Annotated in this window: 18 protein-coding genes and 2 tRNA genes; 7 read left to right on the top strand and 13 right to left on the bottom strand. The window is 67.9% G+C overall.

What is annotated here, in order from left to right:
- Positions 1 to 58: 58 nt before the first annotated feature.
- From clpX to ACFUEJ_RS23450, 5 genes are all read right to left on the bottom strand, one after another.
- A complete protein-coding gene (clpX, locus tag ACFUEJ_RS23470; RefSeq protein WP_058250051.1) occupies positions 59 to 1,339 on the bottom strand; it encodes an ATP-dependent Clp protease ATP-binding subunit ClpX in 1,281 nt (426 codons plus the stop codon).
- Between the two features lie 209 nt (positions 1,340 to 1,548).
- Positions 1,549 to 2,244, bottom strand: a complete 696-nt coding sequence (locus ACFUEJ_RS23465; RefSeq protein ID WP_058250292.1) for an ATP-dependent Clp protease proteolytic subunit — start codon at positions 2,242 to 2,244, stop codon at positions 1,549 to 1,551.
- A 64-nt stretch (positions 2,245 to 2,308) separates the two neighbouring features.
- Positions 2,309 to 2,908: an ATP-dependent Clp protease proteolytic subunit gene (locus ACFUEJ_RS23460; RefSeq protein WP_078113597.1), complete on the bottom strand. Its 600-nt coding sequence runs from the start codon at positions 2,906 to 2,908 to the stop codon at positions 2,309 to 2,311.
- Positions 2,909 to 3,187: 279 nt separating this feature from the next.
- Positions 3,188 to 4,555: a trigger factor gene (gene tig, locus ACFUEJ_RS23455; protein WP_068972583.1), complete on the bottom strand. Its 1,368-nt coding sequence runs from the start codon at positions 4,553 to 4,555 to the stop codon at positions 3,188 to 3,190.
- An 88-nt stretch (positions 4,556 to 4,643) separates the two neighbouring features.
- A tRNA-Pro gene (locus ACFUEJ_RS23450) sits at positions 4,644 to 4,717 on the bottom strand.
- Positions 4,718 to 4,950: 233 nt separating this feature from the next.
- On the opposite strand from ACFUEJ_RS23450, the gene ACFUEJ_RS23445 reads away from it, so the two are divergent.
- Positions 4,951 to 5,024: transfer RNA gene (locus ACFUEJ_RS23445), tRNA-Gly, on the top strand.
- A gap of 57 nt (positions 5,025 to 5,081) precedes the next feature.
- Here ACFUEJ_RS23445 and ACFUEJ_RS23440 read toward each other — a convergent pair.
- Positions 5,082 to 5,252 carry a hypothetical protein gene (locus tag ACFUEJ_RS23440; RefSeq protein WP_175401035.1) on the bottom strand — a complete coding sequence of 57 codons (171 nt, stop codon included), beginning with the start codon at positions 5,250 to 5,252 and terminating at the stop codon, positions 5,082 to 5,084.
- Positions 5,253 to 5,391: 139 nt separating this feature from the next.
- On the opposite strand from ACFUEJ_RS23440, the gene ACFUEJ_RS23435 reads away from it, so the two are divergent.
- Together ACFUEJ_RS23435 and ACFUEJ_RS23430 are read left to right on the top strand one after the other, a co-directional pair.
- Positions 5,392 to 5,577, top strand: coding sequence for a hypothetical protein (locus ACFUEJ_RS23435; protein WP_058250048.1), 186 nt, complete (start codon positions 5,392 to 5,394; stop codon positions 5,575 to 5,577).
- Positions 5,578 to 5,848: 271 nt separating this feature from the next.
- Positions 5,849 to 6,583, top strand: coding sequence for a L,D-transpeptidase (locus ACFUEJ_RS23430; protein WP_240198622.1), 735 nt, complete (start codon positions 5,849 to 5,851; stop codon positions 6,581 to 6,583).
- 30 nt (positions 6,584 to 6,613) lie between these two features.
- Here the strand turns inward: ACFUEJ_RS23430 and ACFUEJ_RS23425 are convergent, their stop codons facing one another.
- The 4 genes from ACFUEJ_RS23425 to ACFUEJ_RS23410 form a co-directional block, all read right to left on the bottom strand.
- Positions 6,614 to 7,567: a PE-PPE domain-containing protein gene (locus tag ACFUEJ_RS23425; protein ID WP_065629012.1), complete on the bottom strand. Its 954-nt coding sequence runs from the start codon at positions 7,565 to 7,567 to the stop codon at positions 6,614 to 6,616.
- A gap of 108 nt (positions 7,568 to 7,675) precedes the next feature.
- Entirely contained in the window at positions 7,676 to 8,113 is a 438-nt protein-coding gene (locus ACFUEJ_RS23420; RefSeq protein WP_083229512.1) for a homocitrate synthase, read from the bottom strand.
- Positions 8,114 to 8,216: 103 nt separating this feature from the next.
- A complete protein-coding gene (locus ACFUEJ_RS23415; protein WP_068972584.1) occupies positions 8,217 to 9,020 on the bottom strand; it encodes an Fpg/Nei family DNA glycosylase in 804 nt (267 codons plus the stop codon).
- Positions 9,021 to 9,035: 15 nt separating this feature from the next.
- The gene (locus tag ACFUEJ_RS23410) at positions 9,036 to 9,518 is read right to left on the bottom strand and encodes a ribose-5-phosphate isomerase (RefSeq protein ID WP_058250044.1); all 483 of its coding nucleotides are present in this window, start codon (positions 9,516 to 9,518) and stop codon (positions 9,036 to 9,038) included.
- Between the two features lie 22 nt (positions 9,519 to 9,540).
- Between ACFUEJ_RS23410 and ACFUEJ_RS23405 the strand changes: the two genes are divergently transcribed.
- Positions 9,541 to 10,587 carry a M48 family metallopeptidase gene (locus tag ACFUEJ_RS23405; RefSeq protein WP_058250043.1) on the top strand — a complete coding sequence of 349 codons (1,047 nt, stop codon included), beginning with the start codon at positions 9,541 to 9,543 and terminating at the stop codon, positions 10,585 to 10,587.
- A 33-nt stretch (positions 10,588 to 10,620) separates the two neighbouring features.
- Here ACFUEJ_RS23405 and ACFUEJ_RS23400 read toward each other — a convergent pair whose 3' ends face one another.
- On the bottom strand, positions 10,621 to 11,241 hold the full coding sequence (locus tag ACFUEJ_RS23400; RefSeq protein WP_065629015.1) for a DsbA family protein: 621 nt from the start codon (positions 11,239 to 11,241) through the stop codon (positions 10,621 to 10,623).
- 194 nt (positions 11,242 to 11,435) lie between these two features.
- On the opposite strand from ACFUEJ_RS23400, the gene ACFUEJ_RS23395 reads away from it, so the two are divergent.
- Both ACFUEJ_RS23395 and pepN read left to right on the top strand, forming a co-directional pair.
- Positions 11,436 to 12,701, top strand: a complete 1,266-nt coding sequence (locus ACFUEJ_RS23395; protein WP_388032263.1) for a TetR/AcrR family transcriptional regulator — start codon at positions 11,436 to 11,438, stop codon at positions 12,699 to 12,701.
- Positions 12,702 to 12,720: 19 nt separating this feature from the next.
- On the top strand, positions 12,721 to 15,324 hold the full coding sequence (pepN, locus tag ACFUEJ_RS23390) for an aminopeptidase N (RefSeq protein ID WP_388032261.1): 2,604 nt from the start codon (positions 12,721 to 12,723) through the stop codon (positions 15,322 to 15,324).
- An 18-nt stretch (positions 15,325 to 15,342) separates the two neighbouring features.
- Here pepN and ACFUEJ_RS23385 read toward each other — a convergent pair whose 3' ends face one another.
- Together ACFUEJ_RS23385 and ACFUEJ_RS23380 are read right to left on the bottom strand one after the other, a co-directional pair.
- Positions 15,343 to 16,023: a response regulator gene (locus ACFUEJ_RS23385; RefSeq protein ID WP_388032259.1), complete on the bottom strand. Its 681-nt coding sequence runs from the start codon at positions 16,021 to 16,023 to the stop codon at positions 15,343 to 15,345.
- The gene (locus ACFUEJ_RS23380) at positions 16,020 to 17,579 is read right to left on the bottom strand and encodes an ATP-binding protein (protein ID WP_288816557.1); all 1,560 of its coding nucleotides are present in this window, start codon (positions 17,577 to 17,579) and stop codon (positions 16,020 to 16,022) included. Before ACFUEJ_RS23380 ends, ACFUEJ_RS23385 begins: the two co-directional genes overlap by 4 nt.
- A gap of 143 nt (positions 17,580 to 17,722) precedes the next feature.
- Here ACFUEJ_RS23380 and ACFUEJ_RS23375 point away from each other — a divergent pair, with 143 nt between their 5' ends.
- On the top strand, positions 17,723 to 19,156 hold the full coding sequence (locus tag ACFUEJ_RS23375) for a cation:dicarboxylate symporter family transporter (RefSeq protein WP_388032256.1): 1,434 nt from the start codon (positions 17,723 to 17,725) through the stop codon (positions 19,154 to 19,156).
- Positions 19,157 to 19,196 lie beyond the last annotated feature (40 nt).

Genomic DNA, 19,196 nt, shown 5'->3' with positions numbered 1-19,196 from the left:
CCGTCCGGTCGTCCGGGCGGGGCTCGCTGCTGTCGTCGGGTGAGTGGTGAGCTGCGGGTCAGGCGCTCTTGTCGCGACGTTCGTCGCTGGATGCCTTCCGCGGCACGATCGTCGGAAGCACGTTGTCCCGGACGGTCTCCCCGGTCACGACGACCTTCTCGACGTCGTCGCGGCTCGGGATGTCGTACATCACCGGCAGCAGGACCTCTTCCATGATGGCCCGCAGGCCGCGGGCACCGGTGCCGCGGTGAATGGCCTGATCGGCGACCGCCTCGAGGGCGTCCTTGGTGAACTCCAGCTCGACATTGTCCATGTCGAACAGCCGGGTGTACTGCTTCACCAGCGCGTTCTTCGGCTCCGACAGGATGCTCACCAGCGAGTCCTTGTCCAGGTTCGTCACCGAGGCGACGACCGGCAGGCGGCCGATGAACTCCGGGATCAGGCCGAACTTGATCAGGTCCTCCGGCATGACGTCGGCGAACTGATCCGAGGTGTCCACCTCGTCCTTGCTCGCCACTTCGTTGCCGAAGCCGAGACCGCGCTTGCCGATCCGCTCGGACACGATCTTCTCCAGACCGGCGAACGCGCCGGCCACGATGAACAGCACGTTCGTCGTGTCGATCTGGATGAACTCCTGATGCGGATGCTTGCGTCCACCCTGCGGCGGCACCGACGCCTGCGTGCCCTCGAGGATCTTCAGCAGCGCCTGCTGGACTCCCTCTCCGGACACATCGCGCGTGATCGACGGGTTCTCGCTCTTGCGGGCGATCTTGTCGACCTCGTCGATGTAGATGATGCCGGTCTCGGCACGCTTGACGTCGTAGTCGGCGGCCTGGATCAGCTTGAGCAGGATGTTCTCGACGTCCTCGCCGACATATCCGGCCTCGGTCAGCGCGGTTGCGTCGGCGATCGCGAACGGCACGTTGAGCATCTTCGCCAGGGTCTGCGCCAGGTACGTCTTGCCGCATCCGGTGGGGCCGAGCATCAGGATGTTCGACTTCATCAGCTCGACGGTCTCACCCGTCCGGGCGTCCTTCTTCTCGCCCGCCTGGATGCGCTTGTAGTGGTTGTAGACCGCCACCGCGAGCGTCCGCTTCGCCGTGTCCTGGCCGATGACGTACTTCTCGAGGAAGTCACGGATCTCCGTCGGCTTCGGCAGCTCGTCGAGCTTGACGTCGCCGTTCTCGGCCAGTTCCTCTTCGATGATCTCGTTGCACAGGTCGATGCACTCATCGCAGATGTACACGCCGGGGCCGGCGATGAGCTTCTTCACCTGCTTCTGGCTCTTGCCGCAAAAAGAGCACTTGAGCAGGTCGCCGCCGTCTCCGATTCGTGCCATCTCGCGCTGTACCTACTTCCTCGTTGCCGGACTGTCGTGTCTGGTCCGTCGCGTCGCACGCAGCCGGGCATGGGTCATTTGATCGACACTCGAATGCCCAGTAACCCGACGGTACCCGCGTGCCGCTCGAACTTCGACCGATAAGGCCAAATGTCGCGGCAGAAAATCACCGGGACTTCTGCACTGCCACAACTACTTCTTGGCCAGGACTACTTCTTCATCGACTTCTTGCGGTACTCGAAGACCTCGTCGACGATGCCGTACTCCTTGGCCGCGGCCGCGGTCAGGATGTTGTCGCGGTCGGTGTCCTTGCGGATCTTCTCCTTGTCCTGACCGGTGTGGCTGGCCAGGATCTCGTCGAGGCGGTCGCGGATGCGCTCGATCTCGGCGGCCTGGATCTCGAGGTCGGAGACCTGACCCTGGTAGGCGCCGCCGGTGCGCGGCTGGTGGATCAGGACCGTGGCGTTCGGCAGCGCCGCACGCTTGCCCGGGGTTCCGCCGGCGAGGAGGATCGCCGCCGCCGAGGCCGCCTCACCGAGGCAGACGGTCACGATGTCGCAGTGCACGTACTGCATCGTGTCGTAGATGGCGAGCATGTCGGGCACGCTGCCACCCGGCGAGTTGATGTACATGGTGATGTCGCGGTCGGGGTCCTGCGATTCGAGGACGAGCAGCTGCGCCATGACGTCGTTGGACACGACCTGGTCGATCGGCGTGCCGACGAAGACGATCCGCTCTTCGAACAGCTTCGCGTACGGGTCGTACTGACGCTGGCCGTTCGGGGTGTGCTCGATGAACGACGGCAGGATGTACCGCGCTTCGATGTTCTTCAGCGCCAAGGCCGACGCGGGGATGCCGGCGGCGACCTCGGCGGGCATGCCGTCGAAGGAAAGGGAGTTGGTCATCTGTTGCTCCATTGGGTAGAGGTGGCTCGGCGGTGGGTACGGGCGCGGTCGTCGGACCGGGGTCTCACCGACCCGGGCGCGCGATCACCTTGTCGACGAAGCCGTACTCCTTGGCCTCTTCCGCGGTGAACCACTTGTCGCGGTCGGCGTCGGCCTCGATCTTCTCGAGCGGCTGACCGCTGAACTCGGCGTTGAGCCGGTTCATCTCCTTCTTGGTGAGCGCGAATTGCTCTGCCTGGATGGCGATGTCGGCGGCGGTACCGCCGATGCCGGCGGACGGCTGATGCATCATGATGCGCGCGTGCGGCAGTGCATGTCGCTTGCCCTTGGCGCCGGCGGCGAGCAGAAACTGGCCCATCGACGCCGCCATGCCCATCGCGTACGTCGCGACGTCGCATTCCGCGAGCTGCATGGTGTCGAAGATCGCCATTCCGGCGGTCACCGATCCACCGGGCGAATTGATGTAGAGGTGGATGTCCTTCTGCGGGTCCTCGGCGGAGAGCAGCAGGATCTGCGCGCACAGCCGGTTCGCGATGTCGTCGTCGACCTGGGTGCCCAGGAAGATGATGCGCTCGCGCAGCAGACGCTCGAACACCGAATCGGTCAGGTTCAACCCAGCCACACCCGAACTCATCGTGGGTGTGTGGATGGTCGGCTCACTCACGTATTCCTACCTTTGCCTTGTTGTCATGACCTGCGCGTCACCCGCGGGTGACGCGCACGCACATCGAATGCTTCTCTGATGACGTCCTCACCGACACTAACCAATCGACACCCGCGGACACTCCCGAGGACACGCCTCTTCGCTGAGAGCAGAACGGCCTTCGGCACCGTGAACGGCCCGTGCGTGATGGTGGACCGACGGCGATCGCCGGCCCTCGTACTTCGAGGACCGGCGATCGCGGAGGAAACGTGCGGGCTGTGCTGGACCGCGGGAGCCCGATCAGTTGTCGGAGTCGGACTCGTCCGCAGCGGACTCGTCGGCGTCGTCATTGCCGCCGAAGTACTCGGCGGTGTCGACGGTGGCGCCCTTGGTGTCGGTGACGGTCACGTCGCCGACGATGCTCGCCAGCGACTTGCCGCGCCGGACGTCGGCGTAGACCGCACCGACCTGGTTGGCCTGCGTCAGCTGCTGGATGAACTCCTGCGGCTGCATGCCGTAGCGCTGGGCGGTGAAGATGATCTGCTGGGTCAGCTCGTCCTGGCTGACCTCGGTGTCCTGCTGATCGGCGATCGCGTCGAGCAGCAGCTGCTGCTTGACCGACTTCTCCGCCTCAGCACGGGACTCGGCATCCCACTCCTCGCGGGTCTTACCCTGCGCCTCGAGGAATTTGGCGACCTGCTCGTCGTCGTGTCCGAGCGCGTGGATGACCTGGTGCTGCTGACCCTCGACCTCTTCGTCGACGACCTTCTCCGGCAGCGGGATCTCGACGGTCTCGAGGAGCTTGTCGAGCACCGCGTCGCGGATCTTGTTGGCCTGCTCCAGCTTCGCGGACTGCTCGACCCGCTCGGCGAGGCTGGCGCGCAGCTCCTCGACGGTGTCGAACTCGCTGGCCATCTGGGCGAACTCATCGTCGACCTCGGGCAGCTCGCGCTCCTTGACCGACTGCACGGTCACCTTCACGAGGGCCTCCTCGCCCGCGTGATCGCCGGCGACGAGCTTGGTCGTGAACTCTTTGTCCTCGCCGGCCTTCAGGCCGATGAGCGCCTCGTCGAGTCCGTCGATGAGCTGGCCGGAGCCGACCTCATGGGACAGCCCCTCCGTGGTGGCCTCCTCGACGGCCTCGCCGTCGACGGTCGCGGCCAGGTCGATCGACACGAAGTCGCCGTTCTCCACGCCGCGCTCGACGCCCTTGAGGGTGCCGAAGCGGGCGCGCAGGCCTTCGAGCTGCTCGTCGACCGCCGCCTCGTCGACCTCGATCGCGTCGACCTCGACCGACAGGGTCGAGTAGTCGGGCAGGGTGATCTCGGGACGGACGTCGACCTCGGCCGTGAAGGTGACCGACTCGCCGTACTTCAGCTCGGACAGGTCGATCTCGGGCTGGCCGATGGCCTTGGTCTCGGTCTCGGCGACGGCCTCGGAGTACTTGGCCGGGATGGCGTCGTTCACGACCTGCGCGAGAATCGAATCGCGGCCGACACGGGCCTCGATCAGCTTCGCGGGCGCCTTGCCCGGACGGAACCCGGGGATCCGGATCTGCTGGGCCAACGACCGGTAGGCCCGGTCGAAGTCTGCCGACAGCTCCTCGAACGGGACCTCGACGTTGAGCTTGACCCGGGTCGGGGTGAGTTGCTCGACAGTGCTCTTCACGCCTGAATACTCCTTATATCTACGGTGGTGGAAGTTCGGTCGTTCGCGGGCCGTGCACCGGGTGACCGGTCGGGCCACATCGATCAAGTCGGGATGACAGGATTTGAACCTGCGACCCTCCGCTCCCAAAGCGGATGCGCTACCAAGCTGCGCCACATCCCGGGGTCCGAACACGCGAGGGAACCCCGGAGGGCGACCGCGCATCAGGGCCAACAAGAGATAGTACGTGCCACCGCGGCCGGGCCCGCGCACGGGTGCCGCGGCGACGCCGGAACCGATGGTCGTCCGTCGGATGCCACCTCGTCGCATCCACCCCGATTTCGGTTCCGGCGCCGCTGCCGGTACAGTCACTCATCGCACGCGACGCCGGGATCTCGACGGTCACCGCGAGCAACGCGGGTGTAGCTCAATGGTAGAGCCCTAGTCTTCCAAACTAGCTACGCGGGTTCGATTCCCGTCACCCGCTCCACCGGCTCGGAGACACTATCTCCGACCCTTTTTCGTCGGTCCGGGCTACTCCGTGCGCCTAGTTGGGCGGCTCCGGCGGCTTGTTCCACGGCAACGGCAGGGGCGCGTACTCGTAGACGATCTCGGGAGTCGCCTCCTCCTCCGGGTGCCCGGGTGCCGACGAATCGCCGGGGCCGGTCGAGACGATCGGTGGTGGGCAGGGCGCGAACTGGCCTGGCGTTTCCCTCACGTTCCTCCGCTGTCTGCGAACCACATGCGATTCGGGTCGGCGATGTCACAGATCCCCGCCCAAGTCACCCAACCGGACCACATCCCGCCGGTCCGGACTCGTCCTGTGATCCACGCCACACCTGGCGTACCGTTGACCCATGTCCTCCAGCCACACGAAAACCCAACGCCGGTGCGGATCCTGCGGCGCACCCCTGTACGTCCGCCGAGACGTGACCGAGTCCGAGGCCGGCATCGGTCGCGTCGACGTGATGCTCGTCTGCCGGGACGAGGCGTGTTCGCAACCTGCGCAACACCTTCGCACCGAACATCCACAACCCGCCTGAGCGGGAACACGGCGCCCCGAACGAGCAGTCCCCAGTGGGACAAACGATCCTGTTGCATACGAGGGTCCAGCGGCCACAATGAGTCCACGCCGGAACCCGCTGCGTATGCGCGACCTCGAATGTGACGACCGTCACACGCGGTGTCGACAACGGCGCTACCTCGGGTTTTGCCACGTCGTACTGAGGGTTCGCGATGGCGGCGTCATTCGGCGTGACCCGCTCCTTGGACCCAAGGCAACGGTTGTGTAACGATGGTTCCGCGCTCAGGCCGATGCGCGAACGAACCATCGAACCGAAGGTACGACCTGTGTTGAACTCTCACCTGCCGACCCCGCGCGCCTCGCGCCGCCGTTCGGCTCGACGACTCGCGGCTGTCGTCTTCGGCGTCCTGGCCATGACCCTCGCACTTCCCGGCGTCGCCAACGCCGTCCCGGTCACCGTGATCCCCGGCCTGCCGCCGGTCGAGATCCCCGCGGTCCCCGGTCTGCCGACCCCGCCGGCGCCGACCACCCCCGAAGCTCCGCAGCCGCCGCCGTCGACGACCGAGGAGAAGCCGGCCGGGCCGGTCATCCCGAACGTCAAGACCGAGACCGGTTACATCGCCCTGGCCGACGACAACACCCACACCATCACCTGGTGGCACAACGGCAAGGTCGTCCGGACGATGCCGATCTCGATGGGTTCGGACAAGAACCCCACCTCGAACGGCGTGTACTACACCAAGGAGAAGTACCGCGACATGTACATGGACTCGTCCACGTACGGCGTCCCGGTCGACTCCGCCGAGGGCTACCGCACCTACGTCGAGTACGCGACCCGGATGTCGTGGGACGGCATCTTCATCCACGGCGCCCCCTGGTCGGTCAATCAGCAGGGTCGCAGCAACGTGAGCCACGGCTGCATCAACGTCACCAACGATCACGCCAAGTGGGTCTACGACAACGTTCCCCGCAACACCCCGATCGTGGTGCGCAACACCATCGGTGGGAAGTATCAGAACACCTAGTCTCGAGCAGACTACGAGGGCCGGTCACCGTCAGGTGACCGGCCCTCTGTCGTGTGACCAGGTGGCGGCCTGGTCGGCGAACGTCGCCTGGACCTGAAGCCACTGGGCGATGACCTGACAACCGGTGGACGCCGGATCGGTGACCGAGGTCCGCCGATAGGGGTCGCTCCGATACGACGTGTGCCGGCCACCCACGGCGTTGGTCAGCCACACACCACCCACCCGGATGCGCGACGGGAGGTAGCACCTGACCTCACGCCACGCCGCCAGCATCCGCCCGGGGTCGCGCCGCCACTGCGCCGGCCGGACCGACGTCCGCCGTGCGTTCTGCAAGTCGTTGGCGCGCAACACATCCCACGCACTCCTCCCCCATCGGCCGAGCCCGGCCAGCGTCATAGAGCCGGTGAGGTCGGCGACGTCGCGGACAAGCGAGTCCGCGTCGGCGTTGCAGATCACGTCCTGGGACGCGCCCACCCAGTACACGGGCAGCCCGGTCGGCAGATCCGCTCCCGGGCCGGCGACTCCCCACCCGTCGCAACCGGGCACCACGCCCGGCGGCTGGTGCGGGTCGGCGACCAGCCCGACACCGAGTACCCGGTCCAGGTCGGATGCAGTCTCGGCGTCCCCGGTCGCCAGATCGGCGACCGCGGATCGGATGACCACGGCCCCCTGCGAGTAACCCACCAGCGCGACCGGTCCTGCCGTGGCGCGGATGGCCGCCCGCAGTCGGCCCGCACCGATCCCGACGCTCTCGACGAAACTCATCCCGCCCGGACGCGGGGCGGGACCATAGCTCGCGGGGTATCCGATCCACCGACAGTCGAAGCGGTCATCGAGTTCGTCGGCCACTCCGGTGAGGAGCCCGGACACCTCGGCCCGTGGGTCACCGGGGTACGACTCCCCCGTCCCGCCGACCACGAAGACGGTGATCGTCGGCGTCCTGCCGGGCCGGGGCCGGGTTCTGACATGCTGCACCTCACCCATGGTGGGTCCCGGACGTATGAACCGCCCGCAGGAGCGCTGAGGGCTCCCTGAGATTCCCACCTCGACCGTGTCATGGCGCCGCGGCCCGCACCTCGCAGCCGTGACCGATCAGGATGCTTGCGCCGGTGGCGGTTTGGCGACGTAGTCGGCGGTCTCGATGATCGCCACGAAGAAACCGCTGCCCTCGATCACGTTGGCGCTGTGCACCAGGCCGGCCGGTATGTAGATGCTCGCGGGCGCCTCGACCTCATAGACCTCGTCCCCGAGCGTGATCTCGTAGACCAGACGGTCGAGCGACAGCAGGATGTTGATCTCCGGGCAGTCGTGTACGTGCGGCTCGCAGTAGTCACGTGAAGCCGCCGAGACGGCCCGCATCTCATGTGCCACGACGCGCTTCTCCGCCTCCGGGAAAAGGTCCCCACCGGCCAGCACACGACGGGTGATCGGCGCGTCGGCCGCGCCGTGGAAAGGTACGCCTCGGAGTGGGGACACCTCGCCCCGCGAGATCAGTCCGGCATGAGACCGGATGCTTTCGCTGATTGTCACACTGCCCCCTCTTGTCTCCCCGACCGTTCGCATGAGTAAGAACCTCACGGCTCCGCACATGCTACTAAGGTTCGGCTATCCACACCGACCGGGCAGTAACCTGTCAGGTCTGGCAGACGGGGCACCAATACAGTTTTCGGGCCTCCAGATCGGCGATCAGGACGGGTGTCCCGCAGATCCGGCATGGCTCGCCCGCCCGCCGGTACACGTAGGTCCGCGGACGGTTCGGGGCGTAGGACGGCGCCCCGGAATCGTCTTCGGGCCGGATCACGTGAATGCGTCCACGACGCACGCCGATCTTCATGAGAGTCACCAGGTCGGACCACAGAGCGTCGAATTCGTCTCGGAGAACACGCTTTCCGGGCCTCATCGGATCGATGCCGGCGCGGAAGAGGATCTCGGCGCGATACACGTTGCCGATCCCGGCGATGACCTTCTGGTCCATCAGCAGGGCGCCGACGGGCCGCGCGGACCGCGAGATCGCCGACCATGCCCGGTCGGGATCGGCGTCGCGTCGCAGCGGATCCGGACCGAGTCGGGCGACCAACGCCTCGAGATCGGCGGGGTGGTAGATCTCACACGCCGTCGGACCGCGAAGGTCCGTTCCGGCGGTCTCGGTCTCGATGCGGAGTCGAACCTGCCCGACCGGTTCCGGCACGGGCACCGCGAGTTCGGTGAACGAGCCGTACAGCCCGAGGTGGATGTGCACCATTCGTTCGGCACGCCCGTCCCGGTAACGATGGACGAGATGCTTGCCCCAGGCCTCGGCCGCGTGGAAGGTGAGTCCGTCCACCATCGCCGCACCGTCGGCGAACCGACCCTGCGGGCTGCTGACGCGAACCCGCTGCCCGCCGAACAGTCGCTGCTGCCGGCGGGCCAGTCGATGGAGAGTGTGGCCCTCGGGCACGAACTCGGCCGAGACCTACTGGGCCGGGGCCCCCGGCACCTCGGGAGCCTCGCCGGTGCGCTCGTACTCCGCGAGGATGTCGATGCGCCGCTGGTGCCGCGCCTCTTCCGACCACGGGGTGGCCAGGAACGCGTCCACGATGGCCAGCGCCTCGGCAGTGCTGTGCATCCGGCCGCCGATGCCGATGAGCTGTGCGTTGTTGTGCTGCCGGGCGAGCTGGGCGGTCTCGACGCTCCAGGCGAGTGCGCAGCGCGCGCCGGGGACCTTGTTCGCGGCGATCTGTTCGCCGTTGCCGCTGCCGCCGAGCACGATTCCCAGGCTGCCCGGGTCGGCGACGGTCTTGGCCGCGGCGGCGATGCAGAACGCCGGGTAGTCGTCGGCGGGGTCCATCTCGTGGGCACCGCAGTCCACGACCTCGTGGCCGGTGGCCTCGAGATGGTCTGCGATCTGGTTCTTGAGTTCGAATCCGGCATGGTCGGCACCGAGGTAGACACGCATGGCGTCACTATAGATTGAGGGCGTGGACACGCCCCTGCCCGTCCCCCGCGAGCCGGCCGCCGGCACACCCGCCTCCGGGGCACCGATCCCCAACGTGCCCGGCGTCGCCGACCCGCCGCCACCCGCGCCCGCCGACCCCGGTCGACGGTGGCTGCGCCCGGCGCACTACGCCGCGCGGCCGCGGCTGCACCCCTGGGAGATCCCCACCCTCGTGCTGGTGATCCTCGCGACGGTGGTCGGGTACGCGGCGATCATCGTCCTCGTCGCGCTGGGCACCCTCGACCAACTCCTGTTGGGCGCGTTGCTGTTTCCGCTCCTGCTGTTCGTGATCCGCGGCCTGACCTATGCATCACCGCGGGTCAACGGCGTACAGATGACGCCGACCCAGTTCCCCGACGGACACCGGATGGTCGTCGAAGCCGCAGCCCGCTTCGGACTGGAGTACGTGCCGGATGCCTACGTCGTCCTCGGCAACGGCGCGATCAACGCATTCGCCTCCGGGCACGGGTTCCGGCGATTCGTCGTCGTGTACTCCGACCTGTTCGAGGTGGGCGGCGCCGCCCGGGACCCGCAGGCGCTCGAGTTCATCATCGGCCACGAGGTCGGGCACATCGCCGCCGGGCACACCTCGTACTGGCGACAGCTCTCGACGATCGTCGGCATGAACATCCCCGTGCTCGGCGCCGCCCTGTCCCGCGCGCAGGAGTACAGCGCGGACAACTACGGGTACTACGCCAGACCCGGTGGGGCGCCCGGGGCGATGGGGGTCCTGGCCGCCGGCAAGTACATGCTCTCGGCGGTGGACTTCGACCAGTTCGCCGACCGGGCGACCCACGAGCGCGGGTTCTTCACCTTCCTGACCAACGCGATGTCGTCGCATCCGGTGCTGACCTGGCGGGCAGCCGCACTTCGCGACCGGACCCGCGCGGGGGCGATGCTGCTGCGTCCCAGCCAGATCGTCCGGGGCGTCGGGAGCGGAAACGTGGTGGCGGTGCCGCCGCCTCCCCATCCGGCGACCCTCGGGCCCGACGGACTGCCCAACGGCATCGAACCGCCACCACGCTTCTGACGTACGGAACCGCAAGCGCGCAACCGAACCCGATCAGTCGAACTGCGGATCCTCGTTGCGGGTGCGCTTGAGCTCGAAGAAGTGGGGGTAGGACGCGAGTGCGCGCGCACCGTCCCACACCGTCCCGGCGTCCTCACCACGCGGGATCCGCGACAACACGGGGCCGAAGAAGGCGACGTCGTTGACGTGGATGGTGGGCGTCCCGACATCGTCGCCCACCTTGTCCATCCCGGCGTGGTGGCTCTCGCGGATGACCTCGTCGAACTCGGTACCGTCGGCGGCCTCGGCGAGTGAGGCGTCGAGGCCGACCTCCTCGAGCGCGCCCGCGATGACCTCGTCGAAATCCTTGATGCCCTGGTTGTGGATGCGGGTCCCCATCGCCGTGTAGAGCGGCGCCAGGATCTCGTCACCCTTCTGCGCCGCGGCGGCGGCGATGACCCGGACCGGACGCCAGGCGTGCTTGAGGCCCTCGCGGTACTCCTCGGGGATGTCCTTGCCCTCGTTGAGGACGGCGAGGCTCATGATGTGGAAGTTGACCTCGATCGGCCGGACCTTCTCGGCCTCGAGGATCCAGCGTGAGGTGATCCAGCACCACGGGCAGAGCGGGTCGAACCAGAAATCGACGCGATCGGTGGGCTGGGCCTGCTCTGACATGGAACATCCTCTCGAGAGTCGACATTGAACACGTGCCGCCGACGATCGGCCGGTGGCGCCGTCGGACGGCTCAACACCCCGGCGGTTCGAACTGTTCCCGATGCGCGGAGCAGTCGCCGTCGCTGTGGATTCGCGGGGCCCGGTCCGGGCACGGTGTGAGATGGTGCAAGAACCGCCGAGGAAGAGGACCCGGGATGCCGTCGTCGCCACCGTCCGATCCGGAAGAACCCGCCCGGGTGGTCGCGCGTCTCCGGCCGCTCGAACCCCGGTCTCTCGGACAGCGCTCGGCACAGATCGTCCGGGCCGCCACAAGACTGTTCCAGGACGCGGGATTCCGAAACGTCAGCATCGAGCAGATCGGCGCCGCGGTCGGTCTCACCGGGCCGGCGGTGTACCGACATTTCCCCGGCAAACACGACATCCTCTCGCAAGCGCTGACGACGCAGGTGGAGCTCGTCGCGACACTCATGGCCGACGCCGAGGAGCACGGCCGCTCGCCGGTCGAGCAGCTCGCACTTCTGCTCGACGGGCTCGGTGACCTCACCGCCCATCGGGACGTGTCGACGCTGTGGCGTCGCGAGCAACGCCATCTGCAGCCGGCCGAACTCGATGTGATGAGAAGCTATTTCGGCCAGCTGAGCGAACACTTCGCCTCACTCATCGCCGCGGCGCGTCCCGACGTCGTGCCGTCGGAGGCGGCGATGCTGGGTGCCGCTGCACTCAGCGTGTACTCCAACACCTCCGAGATGCGGGGCTCGTTGTCGCCCGCCCGCCTCATGGAGGTCCAGCGCGCCGTGGCGGACTCCATCCTCGCGTGCCGGCTGCCGGGGCCACCGGAGCCGGACCCCGATGCCGAGCGCGCGCCCGCGCACCGTCGCCCCGCCTCCCGTCGCGAGCGCATTCTCGACGCCGCCACCCAGTTGTTCTCCGAGCGGGGCTTCACCGACGTCCGCATCGACGAGATCGCCCGTACCGCCGATGTCTCGATCGCGACGCTCTATCAGGAGGTCTCCGGCAAATCCGATCTCCTGCGGGCGGTGCTGTGGCGCGGTGTGCAGGGCATCCTCTACGTCACCGCCCATGCGTTGAGCCGCGCCGGTTCCGACGACCCGCTCGACGTGCTCATCCGCGTATTCGTCGAGTACGCACTCGACGTCCACGGCCGCATCATGCCCGTCTTCACCAGTGACCTCATGTATCTGCCGGACACCGAGCAGACGCAGCTCCGGAACGCGCAGATGGATTACCGGGCCGAATGGATCGACGCGATCCGGTCCCGTAACCCACTGCTGACCGCGGCCGACGCGAATGCGCTCGCCCAGGCGTTGTTCGGCTACACGTGCGAGATCATCGAGTCGCCGCAGCTGCGGTCCCGGCCCGGGGTCGCCGCCGAACTCGAGACGATCGCACGGGCGATCCTGAACCCCGCCGGACTGCGTGGAGCACCGCCGGAGTCCTGACCTGGATAAGCTGGCCTGCGTGACTGCTCCGAACCTCACCAGAGACCAGGCCCGCGACCGCGCAGCGATTCTCGACGTGTCGAACTACCAGATCGAGCTCGACCTCACCGATGGTTCCGGCGCTCCCGGGACCACGACCTTCCGATCCACGACGACGGTGCGGTTCACCGCGACGGAGGGCAGCGAGACGTTCGTCGACCTCGTCGCACCCACCCTGATCTCGGCGACCCTCAACGGTGTCGATCTCGACGTGTCCGGATTCGACGAGTCGGTCGGAATCCCGTTGCCGGGCCTCGCCGCCGACAACACGCTCACCGTGGTCGCCGACTGCGCGTACTCCAACACCGGCGAAGGATTGCACCGGTTCGTCGACCAGTCCGACAATTCGGTGTACCTGTACTCACAGTTCGAGACGGCCGACGCCAAGCGGATGTTCGCCTGCTTCGATCAGCCCGATCTCAAGGCGACCTACACGGTGACCGTCACCGCTCCCGCGGACTGGAAGGTCATCTCCAACGCCGCGCACGCGGAGGCCCCTGGCGAACCGGACGGCTCCACATCCGCTGTGGTGCACCGCTTCCGGGAAACAGTACCGATGAGCACCTACCTCGTCGCGCTCATCGCGGGGCCGTATGCGGAGTGGACCGACGTATACTCCGACGAGCACGGTGACATCCCGCTCGGCATCTACTGCCGCGCATCGCTCGCCGAGCACATGGACGCCGAGCGCCTGTTCACCGAGACCAAACAGGGCTTCGGCTTCTACCACCAGAACTTCGGGATCCCGTACGCCTTCGGCAAATACGACCAGCTGTTCGTCCCCGAGTTCAATGCCGGCGCGATGGAGAACGCCGGCGCCGTGACCTTCCTCGAGGACTACGTCTTCCGGTCCCGCGTGACCAAGTACCTCTACGAGCGTCGCGCCGAGACCGTCCTGCACGAGATGGCCCACATGTGGTTCGGCGACCTGGTCACCATGCAGTGGTGGGATGATCTGTGGCTCAACGAGTCGTTCGCGACCTTCGCGTCCGTGCTGTGCCAGGCCGAGGCGACCGAATACGCCAGCGCCTGGACGACATTCGCCAACGTCGAGAAGTCCTGGGCCTACCGGCAGGACCAGCTGCCCTCGACCCACCCGGTCGCGGCCGACATCCCCGACATCGCGGCCGTCGAGGTCAACTTCGACGGCATCACCTATGCGAAGGGCGCGTCGGTCCTCAAGCAGCTCGTCGCGTACGTGGGCCTCGAAGACTTCCTCGCCGGTTTGCGCAGCTACTTCGCCGCGCACCAGTTCGGCAACGCCACCTTCGCCGATCTCCTCGGCGCATTGGAGAAGTCGTCGGGCCGGGACCTGTCGGACTGGGGCGACCAGTGGTTGCGCACCACGGGCATCAACGTCATCCGGCCCGACTTCGAGGTCGACGACTCCGGCGCCTTCACGCGGTTCACCATCGTCCAGGACGGCGCCGCCCCGGGCGCCGGCGAGACCCGGGTACACCGACTGCGCGTCGGTGTCTACGCCGATAACGGATCCGGTGCCATCGAGCAGACGCACAGTGTCGAACTCGACATCGAGGGCGAGCGCACCGACGTCGCCGACCTCGTCGGTGTGCATCGTGGAGATCTGGTGCTGCTCAACGACGGTGACCTCACCTACGCCTCGGTCCGGCTCGATCCGGAGTCGCTGGCGACGGCGACCGCCCGGATCGGCGACATCAGCGATCCGATGCCGCGCACCCTGGTCTGGTCGGCGGCGTGGGAGATGACCCGTCAGGCCGAGATGCGTGCCCGTGACTTCGTCGAACTCGTTCGGCAGGGCATCGCCGGGGAGTCGGAAATCGGTGTGGTGCAACGAGTTCTGCTGCAGGCGACGACCGCCATCGAATCCTACGCCGACCCGGAGTGGGCGGCCACCACGGGCCGTCCCGGATTCAGCTCGCGCATGCTCGAACTCGCCCGCGCGGCCGAGCCGGGTTCCGACCATCAGCTGGCGTTCGTCAACACCTGGCTCGGCGGCCGGATCAACGACGACCAGACCGAGGTGGCCCGGGCGCTGCTCGAGGGCGCGGATCCCGCCGACCACGGGCTCGAGGGTCTCGCCGTCGACACGGACCTGCGGTGGAAGCTGGTGACCGCGCTGGCCACCGCCGGGGCGATCGACACCGATCCGGAGTCGACCCCGGTCATCGACGCCGAGGCCGAGCGGGACAACACCGCCACCGGCACGCGTTCGGCGGCGCTGGCGCGGGCGGCGCGTCCGCTGGCAGAGGCCAAGGCGGACACCTGGACTCGCGCCATCGAGGACGACTCGTTGTCGAATGTGTACACCCGCACCATGATCGGCGGATTCGCCCGTCCCGGCCAGGGCGAACTCCTCGAGCCCTACGTGGAGAAGTACTTCGAGGCGGTTCCGAAGGTGTGGGCACGCCGGTCGAGCGAGGTCGCGCAGACCGTCGTCATCGGCCTGTACCCGAGTTGGGCGATGTCGCAGCACGCCCTCGACCTCGCCGAGGACTTCCTGTCCGGGGACCACCCGTCCGCGCTGAAGCGGCTGATCTCCGAGGGCCGCGACGGCGTGGCCCGCTCGCTGCGGGCGCGCGCCTACGACGCGCAGGAGAGCTGAGCCCGGCGGACGCCGGGGTCAGCGCCGTCGCCACCGGTAGCGCACCTGTGGGCGGCCCGCCGAGCCGTACTCGGTATCGCGTTCGAGTACGTGGTCGTCGGCGAGCCGCTCGAGGTAGCGCCATGCGGTGACCCGCGACGATCCGAGGGCGCGCGCCACTTCCGAGGCGGTCAGCCCGTCGGGGCTGTCACGGACCGCCCGGCTCACCGCGTCCTCGGTCTGCGGCGCCGCGCCCTTCTTCGCCGACCGACGGGTGTCGCTCGTGCGCAGCTCGGCGAGCGCCCGGTCGACGTCGCGCTGACTGACCGCGTCGGCGTCGCCGGTGAGGGCTTCGCGGTAGCGCAGGTACTGCTCGATCTTCTCCCGGAACGCGGCGAAGGTGAAGGGTTTCAGCAGGTAGAGCAGCACCCCGCGCGACATCGCGCTCCGGACGGTGGCGAGGTCGCGCTGGGCGGTGATCGCGATGACGTCGGGCGCCGGGCGGACACCCGACAGCGCCGAGGCGAGGTCCACGCCAGGTGCGTCGGGCAGACCCAGGTCGAGCAGCACCAGATCCACCGGTCCGGCGGTGGCCATCCGCAGCGCCTCTTGCGCGGTGGACACGGCACCGACGACCTCGAATCCGCCCAGCCGGACGAGATAATCGCGGTGCGCCTCGGCGATCACGGGTTCGTCCTCGACGATCAGGACGCGGATCATCGTCCGCGCTCCCCCGCGTCGGCGCGCACGCGTACCGAGATGACCGAGCCGTAGGTGTTCTCGGCGCTCATCGTCCCGTGCCGGCGGGCGACGACCTGGGCGACGAGGGCGAGACCGAGGCCGCGCCCGGCGGCGTCACCTCCCGGCTTCGTCGAGTAACCCCGAGTGGTCGCCAGGGCGAGCAGGTCGGCATCCATGCCGCTGCCGCTGTCGGCGACGACGATGTCGAGCACGCGGTCGTCCCCGACGACCGTCACCTCCACCCACGGGTCCGCGGGGTCGCAGGCGTCCAGGGCGTTGTCGATCAGGTTGCCCACGACCGTGATCATCTCACCGGGCGTGAGGAGCCCGGTGGCGGCGTCGCTCACCTGCGATTCCTCGGTCAGGGACAGCGCAATCCCGCGTTCGGCCGCCTGCGCCGTCTTCCCCAGCAGGAGGGCGACCAGCGCGGGCTCGGCCACCGCCTGGGTCATCCGGTCGATGAGGTGCTGGGAGAGCTCGAACTCGGTCGTCGCCAGCCGGATCGCCTCGTCGGGCCGGCCCATCTCCACGAGGGCGACGATCGTGTGCAACCGGTTGGCGGCCTCGTGCGCCTGCGATCGGAGGGCCTCGGCGAACCGCGTCATGGAGTCGAGTTCGCCCATCGCCTCCGAGAGCTCGGTGCGGTCGCGGATGGTGACCACCGACGACGCGCGTCGGCCGGCCACCGGGGAACGACTCACCAGCAGTACCCGGCCGCGGTCGGCGTAGGTCACGTCCGTCTCCTCGTCGCCGTCGGTGAGGAAGGCGGGCAGGTCCGCGGGGGCCGTGTCGGGTCCGATCTCGAGCAGGCGGTGCGCCTCGGAGTTGACGAGTGCCGGTCGTCCGTCCTCCACGACGACCAATCCTTCGCGCACGGAACGCAACACGGCGTCGTGGTGGTCGTACATCAGCCGTAACTCGTCGGGCGCGAGTCCACCGGTCTGCCGCAGCAGTCGTCGCCGGATCCACCACACGCCGCCGACGGCGGTGAGCAGTGCCGCAAACGCGGCGAGGGCGATCATCGGCAGCTGGCCACGCCACGCCGACGTCAGCGAGCGCTGGGTGATCCCGGCGGCGACCATCCCCACCACCCGGCCGTCGGCATCACGGACGGGGACGATCGTCCGGATCGACGGGCCCAGCGTGCCGGTGTAGTTCTCGGTCACGGTCTGCCCGCGCAGGGCCGCGTCGATGCTCCCCAGATACGGTTCGCCGATTCGCGCCGGGTCGGTGTGGGTGTAGCGGGTCCGGTCGGGCGCCAGCACGGTGATGAACGCGATCCCGGTTGCCGCGCGCACCCGCTCGGTGACCGGCTGCAGCACCGCGCTGGGATCCGGAGATGTGAGGGCGGCGACGGTCGACGGCGACTCCGCCAGGCTGACCGCCACCGCTGTCACCTCGGCCCTCGCCGCGCGGTTCGCGTCGATGCGGGCGTCGACGGCCGCCAGAACGCTCTCGGCGACGACGACCACCGCGAAGACCGCCAATGCGAGCGCGGCGACCTGTCCGGCGAGCGTGCGCGGGTACCACCGCATCCCTGCCGACCTCGTTCCTGTCCGAAGTGATGACTCCGGACGTGCTGGGTGTGAACGTAATGAACACAATCGTGACCCGCGTCACCACATCGGCCCACAATCCTCATCACTGTTGTCCGAGGTGTACGAGGAGAGAATCACCGATGAACATTCGAGGCAGGTCCGGCGACTCACCGGCCGGGGACGGTTCCGATCCCATCGTGACGATGCCCGACGATACGGCCGACACGCCATCCAAGACCAAGCGCGACCGCACCCACTGGCTGTACATCGGTGTCATCATCGCGGTGATCGCGGGCGTCGTGGTCGGGCTCGTCGCGCCGGGCGTCGGCAAGGACCTCGGAGTGCTGGGGACCATGTTCGTCAGCCTCATCAAGATGATGATCGCCCCGGTCATCTTCTGCACGATCGTGTTGGGCATCGGCTCGGTTCGCAAGGCGGCGACGGTCGGCAAGGTCGGCGGACTCGCCTTCGTCTACTTCCTGGCGATGTCGACGGTCGCGCTGGCGATCGGCCTGGTCGTCGGCAACATCATCCAGCCGGGCGACGGCCTGAACATCGACTCGGTGTCGGGCAAGGGCCAGGAACTCGCCGAGGACGCACACGAGTCCGGCGGAACCCTCGACTTCATCCAGGGCATCATCCCGGAATCGATGTTGTCCGCGCTGACCGCGGGCAGCGTCCTGCAGGCGCTGTTCGTCGCGCTGCTCGTGGGGTTCGCGATCCAGGCGATGGGCCGCACCGGCGAACCGATCCTCACCGCGGTCTCCTACTTCCAGAAACTCGTCTTCAAGGTGCTCACCATGGTGCTCTGGGTGGCCCCGATCGGCGCGTTCGGCGCCATCGCCAGCGTCGTGGGACAGACAGGCTGGGCCGCGGTCCAGCAGCTGCTGACGCTGATGCTCGCGTTCTATCTGACCTGCCTGGTGTTCGTGTTCGGCGTGCTCGGAGTGCTGCTGCGCACCGTGTCGGGCGTCTCGATCTTCAAACTCGTCAAGTACCTCACCCGCGAGTACATCCTGATCTTCGCGACGTCGTCCTCGGAGTCCGCGCTGCCTCGCCTGATCGCGAAGATGGAGCACCTCGGCGTGGAGAAGACCACTGTCGGCGTCGTGGTGCCGACCGGGTACTCGTTCAACCTCGACGGCACCGCCATCTACCTCACGATGGCGTCGATCTTCATCGCCGACGCGATGGGCGACCCGCTGTCGATCGGTGAGCAGATCGGCCTGCTCGCGTTCATGATCATCGCGTCCAAGGGCGCCGCCGGCGTCAGCGGTGCGGGATTGGCCACCCTCGCCGGCGGACTCCAGGCCCATCGTCCCGACATGCTCGACGGCGTCGGCCTCATCGTCGGCATCGACCGGTTCATGTCGGAGGCCCGCGCGGTCACCAACTTCTCCGGCAACGCGGTCGCGACGCTGCTCGTCGGCTCGTGGACCAGCACCATCGACAAGCAGCGCGTCGACGACGTGCTGTCCGGCCGGGATCCGTTCGACGAGAGCAACATGGTCGACGACGAGCTCGACGACGTCACCACCGCTCGCGGAGCCCACGAGAAGGTCCTCACCCACTGACGACCGGCGACGAAGGCCGCCCCACCGGAATGGTGGGGCG

The organism is Gordonia sp. NPDC057258, from assembly GCF_042668985.1.
Lineage (GTDB): Bacteria > Actinomycetota > Actinomycetes > Mycobacteriales > Mycobacteriaceae > Gordonia > Gordonia hongkongensis.
The sequence above is the reverse complement of the archived record's forward strand: the minus strand, read 5'-3'. Positions and strand labels throughout refer to the sequence as shown.